20 protein-coding genes are annotated in these 17,036 nt (G+C 58.4%); 10 read left to right on the plus strand and 10 right to left on the minus strand.

All coding sequences use genetic code 11. The annotated features are described in order from the left end of the window. Position 1 precedes the first annotated feature (1 nt). The 4 genes from PG5_RS18285 to PG5_RS18300 all read left to right on the plus strand — a co-directional run bounded on the left by PG5_RS18285 (position 2) and on the right by PG5_RS18300 (position 2,470). The gene (locus PG5_RS18285) at positions 2-874 is read left to right on the plus strand and encodes an A24 family peptidase (protein WP_020798604.1); all 873 of its coding nucleotides are present in this window, start codon (positions 2-4) and stop codon (positions 872-874) included. Continuing rightward, the gene (coaE, locus tag PG5_RS18290; RefSeq protein WP_042955494.1) at positions 871-1,494 is read left to right on the plus strand and encodes a dephospho-CoA kinase; all 624 of its coding nucleotides are present in this window, start codon (positions 871-873) and stop codon (positions 1,492-1,494) included. The genes PG5_RS18285 and coaE overlap by 4 nt, the downstream gene beginning before the upstream one ends. Next, positions 1,491-1,691: a DNA gyrase inhibitor YacG gene (gene yacG, locus PG5_RS18295; RefSeq protein WP_020798606.1), complete on the plus strand. Its 201-nt coding sequence runs from the start codon at positions 1,491-1,493 to the stop codon at positions 1,689-1,691. The genes coaE and yacG overlap by 4 nt, the downstream gene beginning before the upstream one ends. Positions 1,692-1,909: 218 nt before the next feature. Further along, the gene (locus tag PG5_RS18300; RefSeq protein ID WP_020798607.1) at positions 1,910-2,470 is read left to right on the plus strand and encodes a hypothetical protein; all 561 of its coding nucleotides are present in this window, start codon (positions 1,910-1,912) and stop codon (positions 2,468-2,470) included. A gap of 21 nt (positions 2,471-2,491) precedes the next feature. Here PG5_RS18300 and PG5_RS18305 read toward each other — a convergent pair whose 3' ends face one another. From PG5_RS18305 to PG5_RS18325, 5 genes are read right to left on the minus strand one after another with little or no spacing between them, the layout of a single operon-like run. Continuing rightward, positions 2,492-2,809 carry a cytochrome C oxidase subunit IV family protein gene (locus PG5_RS18305; protein WP_033039536.1) on the minus strand — a complete coding sequence of 106 codons (318 nt, stop codon included), beginning with the start codon at positions 2,807-2,809 and terminating at the stop codon, positions 2,492-2,494. A gap of 13 nt (positions 2,810-2,822) precedes the next feature. Beyond that, positions 2,823-3,527, minus strand: coding sequence for a heme-copper oxidase subunit III family protein (locus tag PG5_RS18310; RefSeq protein ID WP_020798609.1), 705 nt, complete (start codon positions 3,525-3,527; stop codon positions 2,823-2,825). 6 nt (positions 3,528-3,533) lie between these two features. Continuing rightward, positions 3,534-4,226 carry a cytochrome c oxidase subunit 3 gene (locus PG5_RS18315; RefSeq protein WP_020798610.1) on the minus strand — a complete coding sequence of 231 codons (693 nt, stop codon included), beginning with the start codon at positions 4,224-4,226 and terminating at the stop codon, positions 3,534-3,536. After that, positions 4,223-5,998: a cytochrome c oxidase subunit I gene (gene ctaD / locus PG5_RS18320; RefSeq protein WP_020798611.1), complete on the minus strand. Its 1,776-nt coding sequence runs from the start codon at positions 5,996-5,998 to the stop codon at positions 4,223-4,225. The genes PG5_RS18315 and ctaD overlap by 4 nt, the downstream gene beginning before the upstream one ends. 48 nt (positions 5,999-6,046) lie before the next feature. Continuing rightward, positions 6,047-7,507, minus strand: coding sequence for a cytochrome c oxidase subunit II (locus PG5_RS18325; protein ID WP_042955495.1), 1,461 nt, complete (start codon positions 7,505-7,507; stop codon positions 6,047-6,049). A gap of 180 nt (positions 7,508-7,687) precedes the next feature. On the opposite strand from PG5_RS18325, the gene PG5_RS18330 reads away from it, so the two are divergent. Next, a complete protein-coding gene (locus PG5_RS18330) occupies positions 7,688-8,029 on the plus strand; it encodes a hypothetical protein (protein WP_020798614.1) in 342 nt (113 codons plus the stop codon). Positions 8,030-8,049: 20 nt separating this feature from the next. On the opposite strand, the gene PG5_RS18335 is transcribed toward PG5_RS18330, so the two are convergent. Together PG5_RS18335 and PG5_RS18340 are read right to left on the minus strand one after the other, a co-directional pair. After that, positions 8,050-8,739, minus strand: a complete 690-nt coding sequence (locus tag PG5_RS18335) for an energy-coupling factor ABC transporter permease (RefSeq protein WP_020798615.1) — start codon at positions 8,737-8,739, stop codon at positions 8,050-8,052. 76 nt (positions 8,740-8,815) lie between these two features. Continuing rightward, positions 8,816-9,748, minus strand: a complete 933-nt coding sequence (locus PG5_RS18340; RefSeq protein ID WP_020798616.1) for a LysR family transcriptional regulator — start codon at positions 9,746-9,748, stop codon at positions 8,816-8,818. A 120-nt stretch (positions 9,749-9,868) separates the two neighbouring features. Between PG5_RS18340 and PG5_RS18345 the strand changes: the two genes are divergently transcribed. Then, positions 9,869-10,111: a DUF2790 domain-containing protein gene (locus tag PG5_RS18345; RefSeq protein ID WP_020798617.1), complete on the plus strand. Its 243-nt coding sequence runs from the start codon at positions 9,869-9,871 to the stop codon at positions 10,109-10,111. A gap of 13 nt (positions 10,112-10,124) precedes the next feature. On the opposite strand, the gene PG5_RS18350 is transcribed toward PG5_RS18345, so the two are convergent. Genes PG5_RS18350 through PG5_RS18360 form a run of 3 tightly spaced genes read right to left on the minus strand, consistent with a single transcriptional unit; the run spans position 10,125 to position 13,992 of the window. Further along, positions 10,125-11,393: an OprD family porin gene (locus PG5_RS18350; RefSeq protein WP_020798618.1), complete on the minus strand. Its 1,269-nt coding sequence runs from the start codon at positions 11,391-11,393 to the stop codon at positions 10,125-10,127. A gap of 17 nt (positions 11,394-11,410) precedes the next feature. After that, positions 11,411-12,628 (minus strand): benzoate/H(+) symporter BenE family transporter, encoded by a 1,218-nt coding sequence (locus PG5_RS18355; protein ID WP_020798619.1) that lies wholly within the window; start codon positions 12,626-12,628, stop codon positions 11,411-11,413. Beyond that, the gene (locus PG5_RS18360; protein ID WP_020798620.1) at positions 12,625-13,992 is read right to left on the minus strand and encodes an aromatic acid/H+ symport family MFS transporter; all 1,368 of its coding nucleotides are present in this window, start codon (positions 13,990-13,992) and stop codon (positions 12,625-12,627) included. Before PG5_RS18360 ends, PG5_RS18355 begins: the two co-directional genes overlap by 4 nt. Positions 13,993-14,213: 221 nt before the next feature. Between PG5_RS18360 and PG5_RS18365 the strand changes: the two genes are divergently transcribed. Genes PG5_RS18365 through PG5_RS18380 form a run of 4 tightly spaced genes read left to right on the plus strand, consistent with a single transcriptional unit; the run spans position 14,214 to position 16,949 of the window. Further along, complete coding sequence (locus PG5_RS18365) at positions 14,214-14,840, plus strand: DUF1780 domain-containing protein (protein ID WP_003228301.1); 627 nt, start codon at positions 14,214-14,216, stop codon at positions 14,838-14,840. Beyond that, positions 14,837-15,364 carry an MOSC domain-containing protein gene (locus PG5_RS18370; protein WP_020798621.1) on the plus strand — a complete coding sequence of 176 codons (528 nt, stop codon included), beginning with the start codon at positions 14,837-14,839 and terminating at the stop codon, positions 15,362-15,364. Before PG5_RS18365 ends, PG5_RS18370 begins: the two co-directional genes overlap by 4 nt. Before the next feature lie 52 nt (positions 15,365-15,416). Next, positions 15,417-15,590 (plus strand): DUF3094 family protein, encoded by a 174-nt coding sequence (locus PG5_RS18375; protein ID WP_020798622.1) that lies wholly within the window; start codon positions 15,417-15,419, stop codon positions 15,588-15,590. Between the two features lie 60 nt (positions 15,591-15,650). Beyond that, the gene (locus PG5_RS18380; RefSeq protein WP_020798623.1) at positions 15,651-16,949 is read left to right on the plus strand and encodes an NAD(P)/FAD-dependent oxidoreductase; all 1,299 of its coding nucleotides are present in this window, start codon (positions 15,651-15,653) and stop codon (positions 16,947-16,949) included. Positions 16,950-17,036 lie beyond the last annotated feature (87 nt).

The following is a 17,036-nucleotide window of genomic DNA, read 5'->3' on the forward strand; positions in this document are numbered from 1 at the left end:
CATGCCCTTGAACGATATGCTTACCCACTACCCACTGGCTTTCGTCGTCATCGCCGGGGTGGTCGGCCTGCTGGTCGGCAGCTTCCTCAACGTACTGGTGTGGCGCCTGCCGAAGATGCTTGAGCGCGAGTGGCGCGTGCAGGCCCATGAGATCCTCGGGCTGCCCGGCGAAACGTCGCTGCCGACTTTCAATTTGATGCTGCCGCATTCCCAGTGCCCACATTGCGGCCACCGGATTCGCGCCTGGGAAAACATTCCAGTGTTCAGCTTCATGTTCCTGCGCGGGCGCTGTTCCGCCTGCGCAACGCCGATCAGCAAACGCTATCCATTGACTGAGCTGGCCTGCGCCCTCCTGTCGGCGTTCATTGCCTGGCACTTCGGCTTCGGCTGGCAAGCCGGCATGGCAATGCTCCTGACCTGGGGCTTGCTGGCCATGAGCCTGATCGACGCCGAGCATCAACTATTGCCCGATGTACTGGTGCTACCGCTGATGTGGCTGGGGCTGATCGTCAACAGCCTCGATCTGTTCGTCCCATTGCCTGAAGCGTTATGGGGTGCAATTGCCGGCTACATGGCGCTGTGGACGGTGTTCTGGGTGTTCAAGCTGATCACCGGCAAGGACGGCATGGGGCATGGGGATTTCAAGCTGCTGGCGATGTTTGGCGCCTGGGGCGGTTGGCAGATCCTGCCGCTGACGATCGTCTTGTCATCCCTGGCGGGTGCGATCATCGGCGCGATTTACCTGCGCCTTCGCAAGGCACAAACAGCGACGCCTATCCCTTTTGGCCCCTATCTGGCCATTGCCGGCTGGATTGCCTTGCTCTGGGGTGGTCAAATAACCGCCTTCTATTGGCAGTTTGTCGGTCTGAAATGAATAACCCTGTGGAAAAACCCTGGATTCTCGGCTTGACCGGCGGCATTGGCAGCGGCAAAAGTGCGGCGGCCCAACATTTCATCGACCTGGGCGTGCATGCGGTCGATGCCGATCATGCCGCTCGCTGGGTGGTGGAACCCGGTCGGCCGGCGCTGGCAAAGATTGCCGAACACTTCGGTCCGGGGGTGTTGCAAGCCGATAGGCAACTGGACCGCGCCGCGTTGCGTAAACTGATCTTCGAAGTACCGGAGCAACGCCTCTGGCTGGAAGCCTTGCTGCATCCGCTGATCGCCGAAGAGATTGCCCATCACCTGGCGCTGGCAAAATCACCTTACGCGATCCTGGTTTCGCCACTGCTGATTGAATCCGGCCAGTACGCCATGACCCAACGGGTCCTGGTGATCGATGCCCCCGAACAGCTGCAGATCGAACGCACCCTGCGGCGTGACCAGACCAGCGAACAGCAGGTCCAGGCGATCCTCAAGGCCCAGTCCAGCCGTCAGGAGCGCCTAAGCCATGCCGACGACGTAGTGGTCAACGACCGCGACCTCGCCTGGCTGCACAGCGAGGTCGAACGCCTGCATCACTTTTACCTTACTTTGCGTGGAGGCCAGTCATGAGCCAGATTTCAACCGTCGAATGCCCAACCTGTGGTGCCCCTGTCGAATGGAGCCCCGAGAGCAAATTCCGGCCGTTCTGCTCGGACCGGTGCAAGCTGATCGACCTGGGCGCCTGGGCGTCGGAAGAGCACAAGATTCCAGTGGCCCCGGATGCCGAGGACGAAATGTTCAGCGGCGATTTCGACCCGCGCCACTGATCCGGATCATCAGGGGCCTGGCCTGTGCCAGGGAGTGAGCCAGGCCTTGACTTTTAGAGCTTGCGCCCCGAAATCCGGCTTATTAGCGAATGCTATACTTCTCTCGAATTGCATGAATGTGCAACGTTCCCCACGGGTACCGTTACCGACGGCAAAATCTCGGTTATTGGCTGCAGGACAAAGGAGGTTCACCGCCAACACGAGATGGGAGGTGTGGCATGAATCGACACTATTACATCAGTGACAATCTCGACGATCTTGAAGCCGTTGAAAATGAGCTGGAAGCCAGCGGCATCAATTCCGAACAAATTCATGTGCTCAGTGAACAGGTTGCTGATGTTGAACAACATCACCTCCACGAAATCAGCTCGTTAATGGAACAGGACGCCGTTCACTCTGGTGAGATTGGTGCGGTGGTCGGTATCCCACTCGCAGCAGTGGTCCTGGGTGGCGCCTATTGGATGGGCTGGACCGAATCCGCCGCAGGCTGGACACCCTTCGTCTTCCTTGCCGTGGTTGTTTTGGGCTTCTGCATCTGGGAAGGCGGCTTCTTTGGATTCCAGGTGCCGAACTCTCACTTCCGCAATTTCAAGCAGGCGGTGCATGAGGGCAAGCACATCTTCTTCGTGGATGTTGAGCCGAATCAGGAAACGGTACTGGACCAGGTCATCGGACATCATCCCATGCTGGAAATCGCTGGCACGGGAGCGGCAGCACCCCACTGGACAGTAGCCTGGCAGCACAAATGGCATCAGTTCAAGCGAGTGATATCAGGTTAACTGCCGAAGACTGATGGCCGCTTATTGGCCAAAGAAGATGACCCGACTGAGGAAAATATAATCCGCCTCGGTGGCCATCAGTCCGACGAGCACCAGCAGACACAACGGTGGCACCAATATGGCGTAGACCAGTGCCAACCGTTCCCAAGCCATGTGCATGAAGATGGAGACGATCAAGCCTGCCTTCAACAACATGAACGTAATAATCAGGGCCCACCTGAGATAGCCGTGAAAATGGAAATAGTCGACAAGGTACGAGAGTGTGCTGAGGACAAATAACAGCCCCCAAATTTTCAGGTACAAACTGATTGGATGTTGCTGACCTTGAGCATGCGCCATCATCCGCGCTCCTCTACCATAAATAGAAGAAAGCAAAAATAAACACCCACACCAAATCCACGAAGTGCCAATAAAGCCCGGCTATCTCGACATTCTGATAGTTGCCGGAGCGCTCATAATCTCCCCGCCATACCTTCATCGCCACAATGCTGAGGTAGATGGCGCCGATGGATACATGCAGTCCGTGAAAACCGGTAATCATGAAAAAGCTGGCACCAAATTGAGCCGCCCCCATGGGGTTTCCCCAAGGGCGCACCCCTTCTGCGATGAGCTTGCTCCATTCAAAGGCCTGCATGCCGACGAAGGTCACCCCCAAGGCAGCGGTCGCCAGCATCAGGGCCGTGGTTTTCACGCGATCACGGCGATAGGCGAAATTGACGGCCATGGCCATGGTGCCGCTGCTACTGATCAGCACAAAAGTCATGATGGCGATCAGGATAAGCGGGATTTCCCTACCGCCGATCGTCAATGCAAACACTTCACTGGGATTGGGCCAGGCGTCGGTGATGGTCATGCGTACCGACATGTAGCCGGTCAAGAAACAGGTGAATATGAACGTGTCGCTCAGCAGGAATATCCACATCATCGCCTTGCCCCAGGGGACCTGTTTGAAGGCGTCTTTATCCGAGGCCCAGTCGCTGGCGATGCCCTGCCATCCCGGTGCAGGCAACGGGCTTGTTGGATCCGACTCGACTGGGGCTTGTGGATGCGCTGCCATGGTTTTTCACCTCAGGCCGCAGAGTCTGGCGATGGTTTCATAGGTTTGCGGCGTGCTGGTCAGTAGCGCGAACAGCACGAACCAAAGACCCAATAGGTAGTGCCAATAGATGGCACAGAGCTCTACGCTGGCGCTGAGTTGCGGCAACGGCACCTGACGCAGGAACTTGCCGACGGTCCTGCCCCAGGCCACCAACCCGCCCAACAGGTGGAGGCCGTGCACGCCAGTCAGCAGGTAGAAAAAACTGTTGGCTGGGTTACTGGCGACAAAGTAGCCCCAGGCGACGAACTGCTGCCAGACCCAGAGTTGCCCCGCCAGAAAGGCAATGGCAAATCCTCCCCCTACTACAAAAGCAATGACCGTTGCGTCCATTCGAGCCCGGCGGGCGGCCATGCGCGACCACTGCAGAGAGATGCAACTCAATACCAGAAAAGCCGAATTCACCCACAATTGCCAAGGATTGGCCAACGGCGCCATGGGCTCTGTCAGGGGTAGCCAGTCGGCCATTTGCGAGCGGGCGATAAAGGCGAGCAGGAAGAGAAAGAACAGCGAGCTCACTACTGCCAGAAACAGGCGCAGGCCGGTTTTTGCAACGTGGCTTCTATCGGCACCCTCGCCGGCCTGAATACCTTCAGGATCGCGATTCCAACTGCCGCCGGGGTCAGCGCCATCGGCATTTCTCAATAGCAGTCTGTTCATGTCTTGACGTCCGCTATCCTGGTGCCCTCGCTGCGTTGCCGCATTTGCTCCAGTTCCTCGGCGGAGACCGTTTGCGGCACGAAATCCTGGTCTATCCCTGGCACACTGTAGTCATAGGGCCAACGATGCACGACTGGCAGTTTCTCGCCCCAGTTACCGTGTACCGGCGGTGTGTCCGGTGTTTGCCATTCCAGACTGGCCGCGCCCCAGGGGTTACTGCCTGCGGGTTTACCCTTGAATACACTCCAGGCCATGTTGAACACGAACAGCAGTTGGGAAACACCGACGGTCAATGCAACCACCGTAATGAAGGCATTCAACTCGTGCGCCGACTGTGGAATGAACGCGTAGTTGTCATAGGCGTAGTAGCGGCGCGGCATCCCCTGGAAGCCCAGATAGTGCATAGGGAAAAAGATCGCGTAGGTGCCCAGAAAAGTTATCCAGAAATGCAACTTGCCCAAGGTGTCGTTAAACATGCGCCCGGTGACTTTCGGGAACCAATGGTAAATGCCGCCGAACACCACCAACACCGGTGCGACCCCCATGACCATATGGAAGTGGGCGACGACGAAATAGGTGTCCGAGAGCGGAATATCGACGATCACATTACCCAGGAACAATCCGGTCAGGCCGCCGACCAGGAAGGTGACGATAAAGGCCAGGGCAAATAGCATCGGTACGGTGAGATGGATGTCGCCCCGCCACAGGGTCAGTACCCAATTGTAGACTTTCAGTGCCGTCGGCACGGCGATGATCAAGGTGGTGACGGCGAAGAAAAAGCCAAAGTAGGGGTTCATGCCGCTGACATACATATGGTGCGCCCAGACCACAAAGCTGAGTACGCCGATCGCAATGATGGCCCACACCATCATTCGATAACCGAAGATATTTTTACGCGCATGGGTGCTGATCAGGTCGGAGACCAGGCCAAACGCGGGGAGCGCAACGATGTAGACCTCCGGATGGCCGAAGAACCAGAACAGGTGCTGGAACAATATCGGGCTGCCGCCCTGGTGATCGAGTTGCTGCCCCAGCGAGACCATCGCCGGCATGAAGAAACTGGTGCCCAGGAGTTTGTCGAACAGCATCATGACCGCACTGACAAACAACGCCGGGAACGCCAGCAAGGCCATGATCGAGGCCATGAAGATGCCCCACACCGAAAGCGGCATGCGAAACAACGTCATACCGTGCGTGCGCGCCTGCAACACCGTGGTGACATAGTTCAATCCACCCATGGTGGCGGCGACAATAAAGATCGCCAATGAGATGAGCATCAGCACGATGCCCCACTCGAACCCAGGTGTGCCCTGGCTGATCGACTGCGGCGGATAAAGCGTCCAGCCCGAACCGGTGGCGCCGCCCGGGACAAAGAAACTGGAAAGCAACACCACTACCGCCAACAGGTAGAACCAGTAACTGAGCATGTTGACGTAGGGGAAGACCATGTCGCGGGCGCCCACCATCAACGGGATCAGATAGTTACCGAAGCCCCCCAGAAACAAGGCCGTCAGCAAGTAAATGACCATGATCATGCCGTGCATGGTCATCGCCTGATAGTAAGTACTGGCATCCATGAACGCCAAACTGCCGGGGAAGCCTATCTGCATGCGCATCAAGCCGGACAACACCACGGCGATAAGCCCCACGAACAGCGCCGTCAAGGAATACTGGACGGCGATGACCTTGTGGTCCTGACTCCAGATGTATTTGGTCAGGAAACTCTTGGGTTCGTGCAGTGCTTCTGTTTCGGCTTGCTCCGCATAAGCCATCACGTCATCCTCCTGTCGAAGTTTCAGTGCATTCCTGGCTGTTTACGGCTACTTCCCTGGTTGCGCCTTGCTCGCATCGGCATTGGCTTTGGATTTGATAAGGGCGATCAGTGCGTTCAACTCCTGATCAGTCGGCGTAAAGGCCGGCATGACGGCGGCATAGCCTTTGACGATCCTGGCGCCGGGATTGAGGATCGAATCCTTTAGATAACCCTCGTCGACCTTGATACTCGATCCGTCGGCAAGCGTCACTGTCGAGTCATACAGGCCCTGCCAGCTGGGGCCGACACCCTTGCTGCCATCGACGCTGTGGCAGGCCAGACAGCCGAGCGACTCGGATAGCCGCTGCCCCTGAGTCGCCAAGTCGTCCCCCCTGTCCAGCTTTTCGCTGGCAGAAGGTTCCTGCTGCGCGCCGCCCAGTGATTTGATCAGGGCGACGACAGCCGTCAGCTCATCGTCATTGAGAGTATAGGCCACCATCACCGGCGGGTAGCCCTGCACCAGACGGGCCTGCGGCTTGAGAATCGACTCTTTCAGGTAAGCCTCATCGACCAGCGCACTGCTGCCGTCGGCAAACTGTTCAGTGCGACCGTACAGCCCCTTCCAGGTCGGACCAAGACGGGTACTGCCATCCTGGCTATGGCAGGCACTGCAGCCGTATTGTTCGACCAACTGGCGACCTTTTTCCAGCACGCTGTCCTGACCTGGTTTCGCAGTGCTCACCAAGGTCTGCGCAAAGGTCGGTTGGCCGCTCAGCCATTGATCAAAGGCGCCCTGCTCCTCCACGATCATCTGGCCGCGCATGTTGTAATGGCCTACGCCACAAAACTCAGCGCACAGGACCTCATATTTGCCGGTTTTAGTTGGAGTAAACCAGAAGTAAGACACCATCCCTGGCACCATATCCATCTTGCTGCGAATTTGCGGGATATAGAAATCATGCAACACATCTTTAGAACGAAGTAAAACTTTTACCGGCCTATTCAGCGGCAATCGGATTTCATTATTTTTTATAAGTATATCGTCCTGTCCGGCAGGGTCCTTGGGATCAATGCCGAGGGGATTGATGGCATCGACAAACTTGATATCCGACCTACCCAGCTTCCCATCCTGCCCGGGAAAACGATAGGTCCACTGCCACTGTTGAGCAACGACTTCAAGTTCATAAGCCTCTTTCGGCACCCGGATGAACTCGTTGTAGACAACCAGGCCTGGCGCCAACATGGCGGCGATACCGATCGAGGTCACTACAATCAACCAGAACTCCAACTTTTTACTTTCCGGCTGGTAGTGCGCCCTGGCGCCTTCCTTATGGCGATACCGCATTATGGCGACTGCCATGAACACCGTAATGGCGATGAAAAATATTCCGCTAATGATCAAAGTAATGAACAGTGTGGTGTCTATTGATCCCCAGTTGGAAGCGGGCGGTGCTGCATGCCAAGGCGCTAGTACATGAAAGAGCACTGAGGCAATAACGATTAGAATCAAGATAATTGCTATCGCCATTTCTCTTCATCCTATTCCTGTTGTTCGTTGGTTATGCGCAAGCATCGCCACTGACGTCCAGGCACGACAGGCAACTACCACCCGTGGTGGTAAAGTCATTGCAAAGTATAGGTCGGCAAGCGAAACCCGGTTGGCGGCTATACTCAATTGCAGTCCAGCAGCCCCGATGGAGGATTCGTCATGAGTGACCTGACGCTCGAAGGCAGGTGGAAACCCAGCGCCGACCAAAAATCCGAACCAATAGGTGAGATACGTTTTTACGTCGACGGCCCTCTTCATCTACGGCTGGAGGAAGCGGAAGAACGCTTGCAGAAGACCCCTGGGTTGAAAGAAGTCATGGTCGATGTCGACATGGACACATTGAACCTGGTCTTGCCAGAGGGTTACGGCCCCTTGTCCGACTGTCAGATGCGCGTGTATTTGCACTACGAGCGTGGTCAGTTCCATCTGGTCGGACACCGGGCGAGCGATGGCAGCCTGATCTATTCCAACGTGGTTCTGATTGATCAATTGATCGATTGAAACGGCGGATTTGAAAGGACTCAAGACTTGGGATCGTCGTCCTTCCAGGGCGCCGAGAGGTAGCGCGTGCGATTGAAAGTTTCGAGCCACTCGGGTGAGAACACCACCAGCGCGCTGACCACCATGCCGTTGATGAACGCCTCCGGAAAAATGAGCAGCCACAGGTAGCCGATGAAGTCTTCGAGCCAGTAAGGCATGGCAAAACGCTCGTCGTACCACAACAATGTCAGCGATAGCACCAGGCACAGCAACGCTGTAAGGGCTGCGGCGAAAAAACCGGAAACGAAGATGTACACGAAGGGATTTCTGGGCTGCGCGCGCTCCACCAGAATCGCACAGCATTCGGTGATCAACACTGGCAATAAAATAAACAGCGCGCCATTGACCCCCATGGCCACAAGGTCCTGACGGCCCAGCAGCACCAGTCCCGTCTGCGCCACCAATCCACCGACGATCGCCAGCGGCCAGTCGAGCAACAGCGTCACCGCGGTCATGCCGATGAAGTGATAAGACACGCCGGTATCGAAATCGCGCCGCACCAGCCACAACGCAAAGAGCGCAAACACCGTGCCGAACAGCAAGTGCTGGCGACGGCTGTCGCTGAACAGCTCGACCCAGGACACTCGCGCAACGGCCCAGATCAGCACCGGCACATAGATCAGCCACCCCACCGTGAGGGTTTCAGGTGACAGCAACTCGGCACCGATCATGACAGGACACACTCCCTTGGCTTGCCAATAGAGAACAGGCCTTCAGTCTACACCGCCCTTTGCCGCCCCCTCGACTTCATGCCCAATGCCGGGGATCGTTAATCACCGCTTCATGTTCGGCGAACAGCTTGGGCAGCTCAGCCTTGAGAAAATCCACCCACGTACGAACCTTGGCATCGAGAAAGCGTCGCGACGGATACACCGCATACACATTGCGTTGACGCGGCCGATAGTCCGGTAGCAAACGCAACAAGGTGCCATCGCTCAAGGGCCGCGTGGCGGTGTAGAACGGAATCAGGCTGATGCCCATGCCGGCTTCCGAAGCCTTGACCATCGACTCGGCAACATTGCACTGAAAAGTCCTGGACGGGCTGACCGCATGCTCGCCCTCCTCGTCCTGAAACACCCACTGATCGCTGTACAACGGGTCGAGCATGCGCAAGCACTGATGATCGTCCAGCACCCGCGGATGGTCCGGCACACCCCGGCGTTGCAGGTATTGCGGGGAAGCACAGGGCACGCTGTAGAACTGCCCGACGGCCTGGGCGACCAATTGCGAATCGGCCAGTTCGTGGGCAGTCGAAATCACCACGTCGTGCCCTTCCTCCAACGGATCGGGATTGCGCTGCGACAGGGTCAGCTCGAACACCACATCGGGATAAAGCTCGCTGTAGCGAGCAATCAGCGGCGTGATCAGCACCCCCAGGCCGTTCATGCTATGCACCCGCAACCGACCGCTTGGCTTGAGATGCGCACCGCGAGCCTCTGCGGTCGCCTCCTCCATTTCCTCAAGTATCAGACGACTGCGCAGCAGGAATCGCTCGCCGGCCTCGGTCAGGCTCAAGCGCCGTGTGGTGCGCTGCAGCAGGCGGGCTTGCACGTGCTGCTCCAAGTCCGCGACCAGGCGCGAGACTTGCGCGGTGGACAACTCCAACGCATCGGCGGCGGCGGTGAAACTTGCGCAGTCGACGACACGGACGAACACGCGCAAGTTGTTAAGCAAATCCATGAGCCCTCCAGGCTGGGTGACTGTTACGTTTCATGTAAGGCTGTATCAGGCGTTCGCCCCTTTATCCAGCGGTGGCAAAGACTAGACTTTACCCATCGAATCCACATGGAGCTCGCCATAATGAAAACCTTGATCAGCCTGATTCTGACCCTCGTCGCCACCTCGGCCATGGCCGCTGAAAACGAGCCCCTCGCTGTCCTGTACAACCCGGCGCAGCCGCTGGATATCGCCAAGGTGGTTTCGGTGTCAGACACCGCGACCGCGTGCGGGGTTGTACCAGCGACCATGGTCTATGTCGATCATCAGGGCCAGACCCGCCGCGTGACGTACAACGTCATCGGTGATTGCACCAGCAGCCTGTGATCCGCCATGGCAATTAAAGCAGCGTCCAGGTGTAACTCAGGATCAAGCGGTTTTCATCGATATCACTGCGGTAGTTGGAACGCGCCATTGCATTGCGCACACGGATACCGAGGCCCTTGAGGCTGCCGCTCTGCAGCACATAGCCGATGTCCAGGTCACGCTCACGATCCTTTCCCTCATAGCCCTTGCCGGTATCGACATTGTTGCCGCTGATGTAGCGCAGGGTGCTGGTCAACCCCGGTACTCCCAGGGCCGCAAAGTCATAGTCATAACGCGCCTGCCAGGAGCGCTCGTCGGTGGAGGCAAACTCGTAGGTCGGTACTTCGTTGCCCAAGGGCGAAATGTTGGCAAATACCCGCGGGAAGGCACTGTCTCCGAACATGCCCTGATAGCCGACATAAAAAGTGTGACCGCCGCGCTTGGCCGACAGCAGCGAAAAGAATGCCTGGTTGTCGATATTGCCCAGCAATTTCTTGCCGTCCTCGCGCGAATCGAAGTAACCGAGGTTCGCCCCCAATATCCAGTCGCCCGTCGGCTGGCTGTGCTTGAGCCCCAGGAAGCGCTGGTTGTAGATATCTTCCAGCTGCCCGTACCAGGCGCTGACCGAGCTGCGTTTATCGTTGAAGGCGTAATCGGCCCCGGCAAAGTTGAAACCGTCACTGCTGACTTGACGCTGCGGCACATGGCCGAGCATGGCTTGCATCTTTTCGTCACCGGCTTCGTTGCGCAGGCTGGTCGAAATCAAATGGCCGGCCTGCAATGTCAGGCCATTGATCTCATTGGAGCTGATACTTGCCCCCTGATAGCTGGGCGGTAGCAGCCGGATATCACTGAACACCAGCACCGGCAGGTTGGGTTGCAATTCACCCGCCTTCAGTTCGGTTTTGGAGTAGCGCACCTTCAAGGCGCCCTCCAGGCGGCTGTAATCGTTCGCCGCACGCCCGTCATCCTGCACCGGCAGCAAACCGGTATTGACCCGGTCCGGGCTGCTGTCGAGCTTGAGGCCGAGCAGGCCGATGACATCCACGCCGAAGCCGACGGTGCCCTGGGTATAACCGGATTTGACGTTGAGAATGAATCCCTGCGCCCATTCCTCGGCCTTCGATTGTTGATTGGCCCCGACGATGTCGGAATAGTCCCGGCTGAAGTAGTAATTGCGCGCTTGCAAGGTGGCCGTGGTGTCTTCGATAAAACCACTCTCGGCGGCCATCGTGCCGGTGGAGAAACTCGAGACGACAGCCATGGACAACACTGAACCGGTTGTTGGGAGAATCTGTTTCATCGTTTTTTCTCTTATTTTTATTGATCGACAGGTTGAAGTGCTTCTGCAGTGGACTCACTGCGCGAGACGGAGCGGCGGGCGTTCAATATCAAGTGGGTGGCCATGCCGAAAATCAGTCCCCAAAAAGCCGCGGACAACCCAAACAGCGACATACCCGAGGCTGTGGTGAGAAAGGTCACCAGCGCGGCTTCGCGATCGGTTGGCACCGCCATCGCGCCCGCTAGCGCTCCAGCAATCGCAGCGAACAGCGCCAATCCGGCGAGGGCCGCGATCAGTTCCTTGGGGAATGCCGAAAACAGTGAGACCAGGGTGGCGCCGAAGATCCCCAGCACCAGGTAACACAGGCCACCCATCACCCCGGCCACGTAACGCTTGCCAGGGTCTTCGTTGGCTTCGCGGCCAGTGCAAATAGCCGCGGTAATCGCTGCCAGGTTCAGCCCGTGGCAACCGAACGGTGCCAGCAGGGCCGTGCCCAATGCGCTGCTGGCGATGATCGGGCCCGATGGCGTGGCGTAACCACTGGCGCGCAGCACCGCCATGCCAGGAACGAACTGGCCAGTCAGCGCCACCATCACCAGCGGCAAGGCGATGTTCAGCGTCGCGCTGAGGCTGAACGCCGGAGTGATCCACACCGGCGTGGCCATACCGACGACCAACGCCTCGCCATGCAGATCTCCGGCGAGCAATGCCATCGAGCAGCCCACCAGCAGGACCATCAGCACCGCATAACGCGGCATCAGTCGTTTGCAGATCAGGTACGTGGCAAACATCGCCAGCACCAGCAACGGCTTACCCTGCAACGAGACAAACAACCCGGTGCCGAAGCTGAACAGAATCCCCGCCAGCATCGCTGCCGCCACCGCTGCCGGCAGCTTGCCGATGATCCGGTCGAACGCCCCCGACACCCCGACCAGGAAAATGATCAGGCTGCTGACCAGATAGGCGCCCACCGCTTCCGGCAAGGAGATCCCTGGCAACAGCGCCACGAGCAACGCCGAACCAGGTGCCGACCACGCGATGATCACCGGCACGCGGTAACGCAAACTCAGACCGATGCCAAGCACGGCGCTGCCGATGGAAATCGCCCAGACCCACGACGACAGCACTTCGCGCGACAGGTGCGCTGCCTCGGCGGCCTGGAAAATAATCACCAGGGGGCCGGCGTAGGAAATCACGGTGGCGATGAACCCGGCGACGGCCGCAGACAGGGAAAAATCCCGCAGCAAGGTTTTCATGAAGCCTCGCCGACAGCTCCGCCAGACGAGCCCTGCTGATCATCCAACAGGGATTGTCGGGCACTGCGCCGACTGCTGATGGCGAACACCGTCATGGCAATGGCGGCAATCGCACCAGGCAAAGCAAACGCCATGAAGTTCAGTTGTAGCGGCAGGCTGATCCCGAGCAAAGCGCCACCCAGCAGTGGTCCGACGATCGCACCATTGCGCCCGATGCCCGAAGCCCAGCCAAGACCGGTGGACCGAATGTTCATTGAGTAGAACTGGGCAGCGCAGGCGTAAAGCAGAATCTGCGAGCCGATGGTGGTGGCACCCGCGACAGCGATCAGCAAGTACAACACCGGCATCGGACTATTGAAGCCCAACAGGGTGATCGACACCGCCGCCATGGCAAAGAACACCGATAGCACACGCGGCAGATTGAGCTTGTCACCCAGCACACCGCCGCCAACTGCGCCGAAGATCGCGCCGAAATTCAGCACCAGCAGGAACGACAGGCTCGAGCCCAGGCTGTAACCGGCGTTGGCCATCAGTTTCGGCAGCCAGGAGCTCAAGGCGTAGACCATCAGCAGGCAGCAGAAAAACGCCAGCCACAACATCAACGTACGCAGTGCACGGCCCTCGCGGAACAACTGCAACACCGGGGTCCCGGTGCCCTTCACTTCACTCATGTGCAACTGGTCATCGGCCTCTGCGACGTAGGCCGGGTCGATCCGCTGGAGAATGTTGCGAGCTTCGTCATTGCGCCCCTGGCGCAGCATGAACCCCACTGACTCGGGCAGGAAATACATGATCAGCGGCAACAGCAGCAACGGCAGGACCGCCACATAGAACACCGACTGCCAGCCGAAACTCGGGATCAGCACTATACCCAGGCCGGCGGACAGCATGCCGCCCACCGAGTAGCCGCTGAACATGATCGCTACCAGGGTGCTACGGATTTTTTTCGGCGCGTATTCGTTCATCAACGCCACGACATTGGGCATCACGCCACCAATGCCCAGTCCGGCAATGAAGCGGCAAAGACCAAACTCAGTGGGGTTTCGGGCGAACCCGTTGAGCACGGTGAAACCACTGAAGAGCATCACGCAGATCGTGATGGCTTTCTTGCGGCCGATCCTGTCCGACAGCGGACCGAAGAACAGCGCACCGAACATCATGCCGAACAGTGCATAGCTGCCCAACGCCCCCGCTTGCAGAGGGCTGAGCCCCCACTCTTTCATCAGCATCGGCAAGACCACGCCGTAGATCACCAGATCGTAACCGTCGAAAATGATGATCAGGGCACACCAGAACAGCACCATCCAGTGGAAGCGGTTGAACCGAGCATTGTCGATAACCTCATGTACGTCGATCTTGCGCATGGCATTCATCTCTTGTTGTTGTTTTTTTCAGGAGCAGCGGAAGCACGGCTCACGTCCGTACAGCCGAGGGTAGAGTCAACAGGCTCGGGTCAATATCCGCATCGCGCAGACCACTATCCGTTTTGTGCAGCGCCCTGAACCGGGCTGGGAGGCGCGCGCAATTGCCCCTCTCCGATAAACTGTCTTCTTTACAATCGCATTTGAGCGCTAAGCTTGGGCGTATGGATGATTCAGATTACTTACGCCTGCTGACCATTGCGGCCGAGCAAGCCAACGCGTTCCTGTCCAATGCCCGCAAATGGGAGCGCGAGCGTTGGGTCTGCCAACGCCTGCTGCAAGGCTTGAACATTCCCTACCGGGCCGACGAATTTGCTCCGGCGGGAGAACCGCCGGACGTGTTGTTTCGCGACGCCAATTTCGAGGTGTTCTTCGTGCTCGACGAGGGCCGACGCCTCAATGATGAATGGCGCGACGAATTGCAGAGGCGGCGCAGTGCGTTCTCCCTGAGCCAGCTGGTACGGCGCGAAGCCAAGCCCCGCCGCATACCGGCCAACGAGTTCTTGTTGCGGCTGGCGCCGACCTTGCGCAAAAAAGCACACAACTACAAAGAGCGCGGCATGGACCTGGGCGAGCTGGACATCATTGCCTTCGCCAGCCTCAAGCGTGAAGTGCTGGACCTCAACAGTCATTTCCCACCGCCCACCGAATACCTGCGCCAGGGCTGGCGCTCGCTGTCACTGGTGGGCCCGACCTTCGCCCGCGTGCTGTTCGCTCATCCCGATGCGCCGGATTTCCTGCGCAGCAACCTGGGACGCAGCATCGTGTTCGACGTCGGGATCAGCCTGTGAGCCCATTGCAGGAACTGATTGCCGAAGTACCGCAGATCGGCCGCGTTCGCTGGATTGGCGTGCGCCCGGAACGTCACGTGCCAATGATCGAACTGGATGCCGTGGAAGCGCGACTGGAGGCCGGCTTGACGGGCGATCGCGCCCGCCCCGGCGTGCGCAATGCGCGGCAGGTGACGCTGATTCAGTGGGAGCATCTGGCAGTGATCAGTTCGCTGATGGGCCGCCCGGACGATCAACCGGTCAAGCCTGAAGATTTGCGGCGCAACCTCGTTATCAGTGGCATCAACTTGTTCAGCCTCAAGGGCCGGCGTTTCCGCATCGGCCAGGCGATTTTCGAAACCACTGGCTGGTGCCAGCCCTGCGCACGCCTGCAGAACAACCTGGGCCCGGGGACCTTTCAGGCCGTGCGCGGGCATGGCGGAATCACCGCCCGAGTGCTACAAAGTGGCATCATTCGCCTGGACGACAGGGTGAGCGTCGAGCCCCTAACTGACAGCGGCTATGCTCCGTTCAACGTTCGTTGAGTCTGCCTGTAGCTTCTTCACCTTCAGCAACGTCTACCTGACGAGGCCTTTTATGACCAGCCGCCTGAACCCCGAAGACCAAAAGCATGTCGAAGCGTATCTGCAACTGTCCCAACACCAAGTCGAGCGCCGGCCTTTCCGGCCGTGGATGCTCCTTGTGCTGGTATTGGCAGTGACCATTGGCCTGGGCCTGTTGAGCCGACTTATCAGTTACCTGACGCTATGAGCTGCTTGGCGCTCGCTCGGGTAATTGCACCGATTTCTTTTAGCCTTGCGAGATATCCCCATGACTCATCGTATTGTCATCGTTGGCGGCGGCGCCGGCGGTCTGGAGTTGGCTACCCGTCTGGGTAAGACTCTGGGCAAACGCGGCACGGCCAGCGTGATGCTGGTCGACGCGAACCTGACCCACATCTGGAAACCGCTGTTGCACGAGGTCGCGGCCGGGTCGTTGAACTCGTCCGAAGACGAACTCAACTATGTAGCCCAGGCAAAATGGAACCACTTCCAATTCCAACTGGGGCGCATGAGCGGGCTTGATCGCGCCAATAAAAAAATCCAGTTGGCCGCCACTTATGATGACGCCGGCCTGGAACTGGTGCCTGCCCGGGAAGTGCCTTACGACTCGTTGGTGATTTCCGTCGGCAGCACCACCAACGATTTCGGCACCCAGGGTGCAGCGCAGCACTGTCTGTTCCTGGATACCCGCAAACAGGCCGAGCGCTTCCATCAGCAGTTGCTCAACCACTACCTGCGCGCCCATGCGGGGCAGACCGACAAGGTCGAGCAGATCAGTGTCGCCATTGTCGGTGCCGGTGCCACCGGGGTCGAACTGGCCGCCGAACTGCATAACGCAGCCCATGAACTGGCGGCTTATGGCCTGGATCGGATCAAACCGGAAAACATGCACATCACCCTGATCGAAGCCGGGCCTCGCGTGCTACCGGCCCTGCCGGAACGAATCGGCGGCCCGGTGCATAAAACCCTGGAAAAACTCGGGGTCAATGTCATGACCAACGCCGCCGTCAGCGAGGTGACGGCCGACAGCCTGATCACCGTAGATGGCAAAGTGATCAACGCCAGCTTGAAAGTCTGGGCCGCCGGGATTCGTGCGCCAGGGTTCCTCAAGGACATCGATGGCCTCGAAACCAACCGCATCAATCAACTGCAAGTGCTGCCGACCCTGCAAACCACTCGTGACGAGAACATCTTCGCCTTCGGTGACTGCGCGGCCTGCCCGCAACCGGGCACTGATCGCAATGTGCCGCCACGCGCCCAGGCGGCGCATCAACAGGCGTCGTTGCTCGCCAAGTCACTGAAACTGCGGATCGAAGGCAAGCCTCTGCCTTCTTACAAGTACACCGATTACGGATCGCTGATCTCGCTGTCGCGTTTTTCGGCTGTGGGTAACTTGATGGGTAACCTGACGGGTAGCGTCATGCTGGAAGGTTGGCTGGCGCGGATGTTCTACGTGTCGCTGTACCGCATGCACCAGATGGCGCTATACGGGCCATTTCGCACTGCGATGCTGATGCTGGGCAGCAAGATTGGGCGCGGGACAGAGCCGCGCCTGAAATTGCACTGATCAAGCTGCTTTCTGTAGGAGCGAGCATGCTCGCGAAGAACCTGAGAGCGCCGCGTTAAACCAGAAACGCTGCGTTTTCGTTAACGA

It is taken from the genome of Pseudomonas sp. G5(2012), assembly GCF_000408945.1.
GTDB lineage: Bacteria > Pseudomonadota > Gammaproteobacteria > Pseudomonadales > Pseudomonadaceae > Aquipseudomonas > Aquipseudomonas umsongensis.

Bases quoted from the DNA above. Each gene is read 5' to 3' on its own strand.
- PG5_RS18285 (WP_020798604.1), top strand. From the start codon at position 2: ATGCCCTTGAACGATATGCTTACCCACTACCCACTGGCTTTCGTCGTC.
- coaE (WP_042955494.1), top strand. From the start codon at position 871: ATGAATAACCCTGTGGAAAAACCCTGGATTCTCGGCTTGACCGGCGGC.
- yacG (WP_020798606.1), top strand. From the start codon at position 1,491: ATGAGCCAGATTTCAACCGTCGAATGCCCAACCTGTGGTGCCCCTGTC.
- PG5_RS18300 (WP_020798607.1), top strand. From the start codon at position 1,910: ATGAATCGACACTATTACATCAGTGACAATCTCGACGATCTTGAAGCC.
- PG5_RS18305 (WP_033039536.1), bottom strand. From the start codon at position 2,809: ATGGCGCATGCTCAAGGTCAGCAACATCCAATCAGTTTGTACCTGAAA.
- PG5_RS18310 (WP_020798609.1), bottom strand. From the start codon at position 3,527: ATGGCAGCGCATCCACAAGCCCCAGTCGAGTCGGATCCAACAAGCCCG.
- PG5_RS18315 (WP_020798610.1), bottom strand. From the start codon at position 4,226: ATGAACAGACTGCTATTGAGAAATGCCGATGGCGCTGACCCCGGCGGC.
- ctaD (WP_020798611.1), bottom strand. From the start codon at position 5,998: ATGGCTTATGCGGAGCAAGCCGAAACAGAAGCACTGCACGAACCCAAG.
- PG5_RS18325 (WP_042955495.1), bottom strand. From the start codon at position 7,507: ATGGCGATAGCAATTATCTTGATTCTAATCGTTATTGCCTCAGTGCTC.
- PG5_RS18330 (WP_020798614.1), top strand. From the start codon at position 7,688: ATGAGTGACCTGACGCTCGAAGGCAGGTGGAAACCCAGCGCCGACCAA.
- PG5_RS18335 (WP_020798615.1), bottom strand. From the start codon at position 8,739: ATGATCGGTGCCGAGTTGCTGTCACCTGAAACCCTCACGGTGGGGTGG.
- PG5_RS18340 (WP_020798616.1), bottom strand. From the start codon at position 9,748: ATGGATTTGCTTAACAACTTGCGCGTGTTCGTCCGTGTCGTCGACTGC.
- PG5_RS18345 (WP_020798617.1), top strand. From the start codon at position 9,869: ATGAAAACCTTGATCAGCCTGATTCTGACCCTCGTCGCCACCTCGGCC.
- PG5_RS18350 (WP_020798618.1), bottom strand. From the start codon at position 11,393: ATGAAACAGATTCTCCCAACAACCGGTTCAGTGTTGTCCATGGCTGTC.
- PG5_RS18355 (WP_020798619.1), bottom strand. From the start codon at position 12,628: ATGAAAACCTTGCTGCGGGATTTTTCCCTGTCTGCGGCCGTCGCCGGG.
- PG5_RS18360 (WP_020798620.1), bottom strand. From the start codon at position 13,992: ATGCGCAAGATCGACGTACATGAGGTTATCGACAATGCTCGGTTCAAC.
- PG5_RS18365 (WP_003228301.1), top strand. From the start codon at position 14,214: ATGGATGATTCAGATTACTTACGCCTGCTGACCATTGCGGCCGAGCAA.
- PG5_RS18375 (WP_020798622.1), top strand. From the start codon at position 15,417: ATGACCAGCCGCCTGAACCCCGAAGACCAAAAGCATGTCGAAGCGTAT.
- PG5_RS18380 (WP_020798623.1), top strand. From the start codon at position 15,651: ATGACTCATCGTATTGTCATCGTTGGCGGCGGCGCCGGCGGTCTGGAG.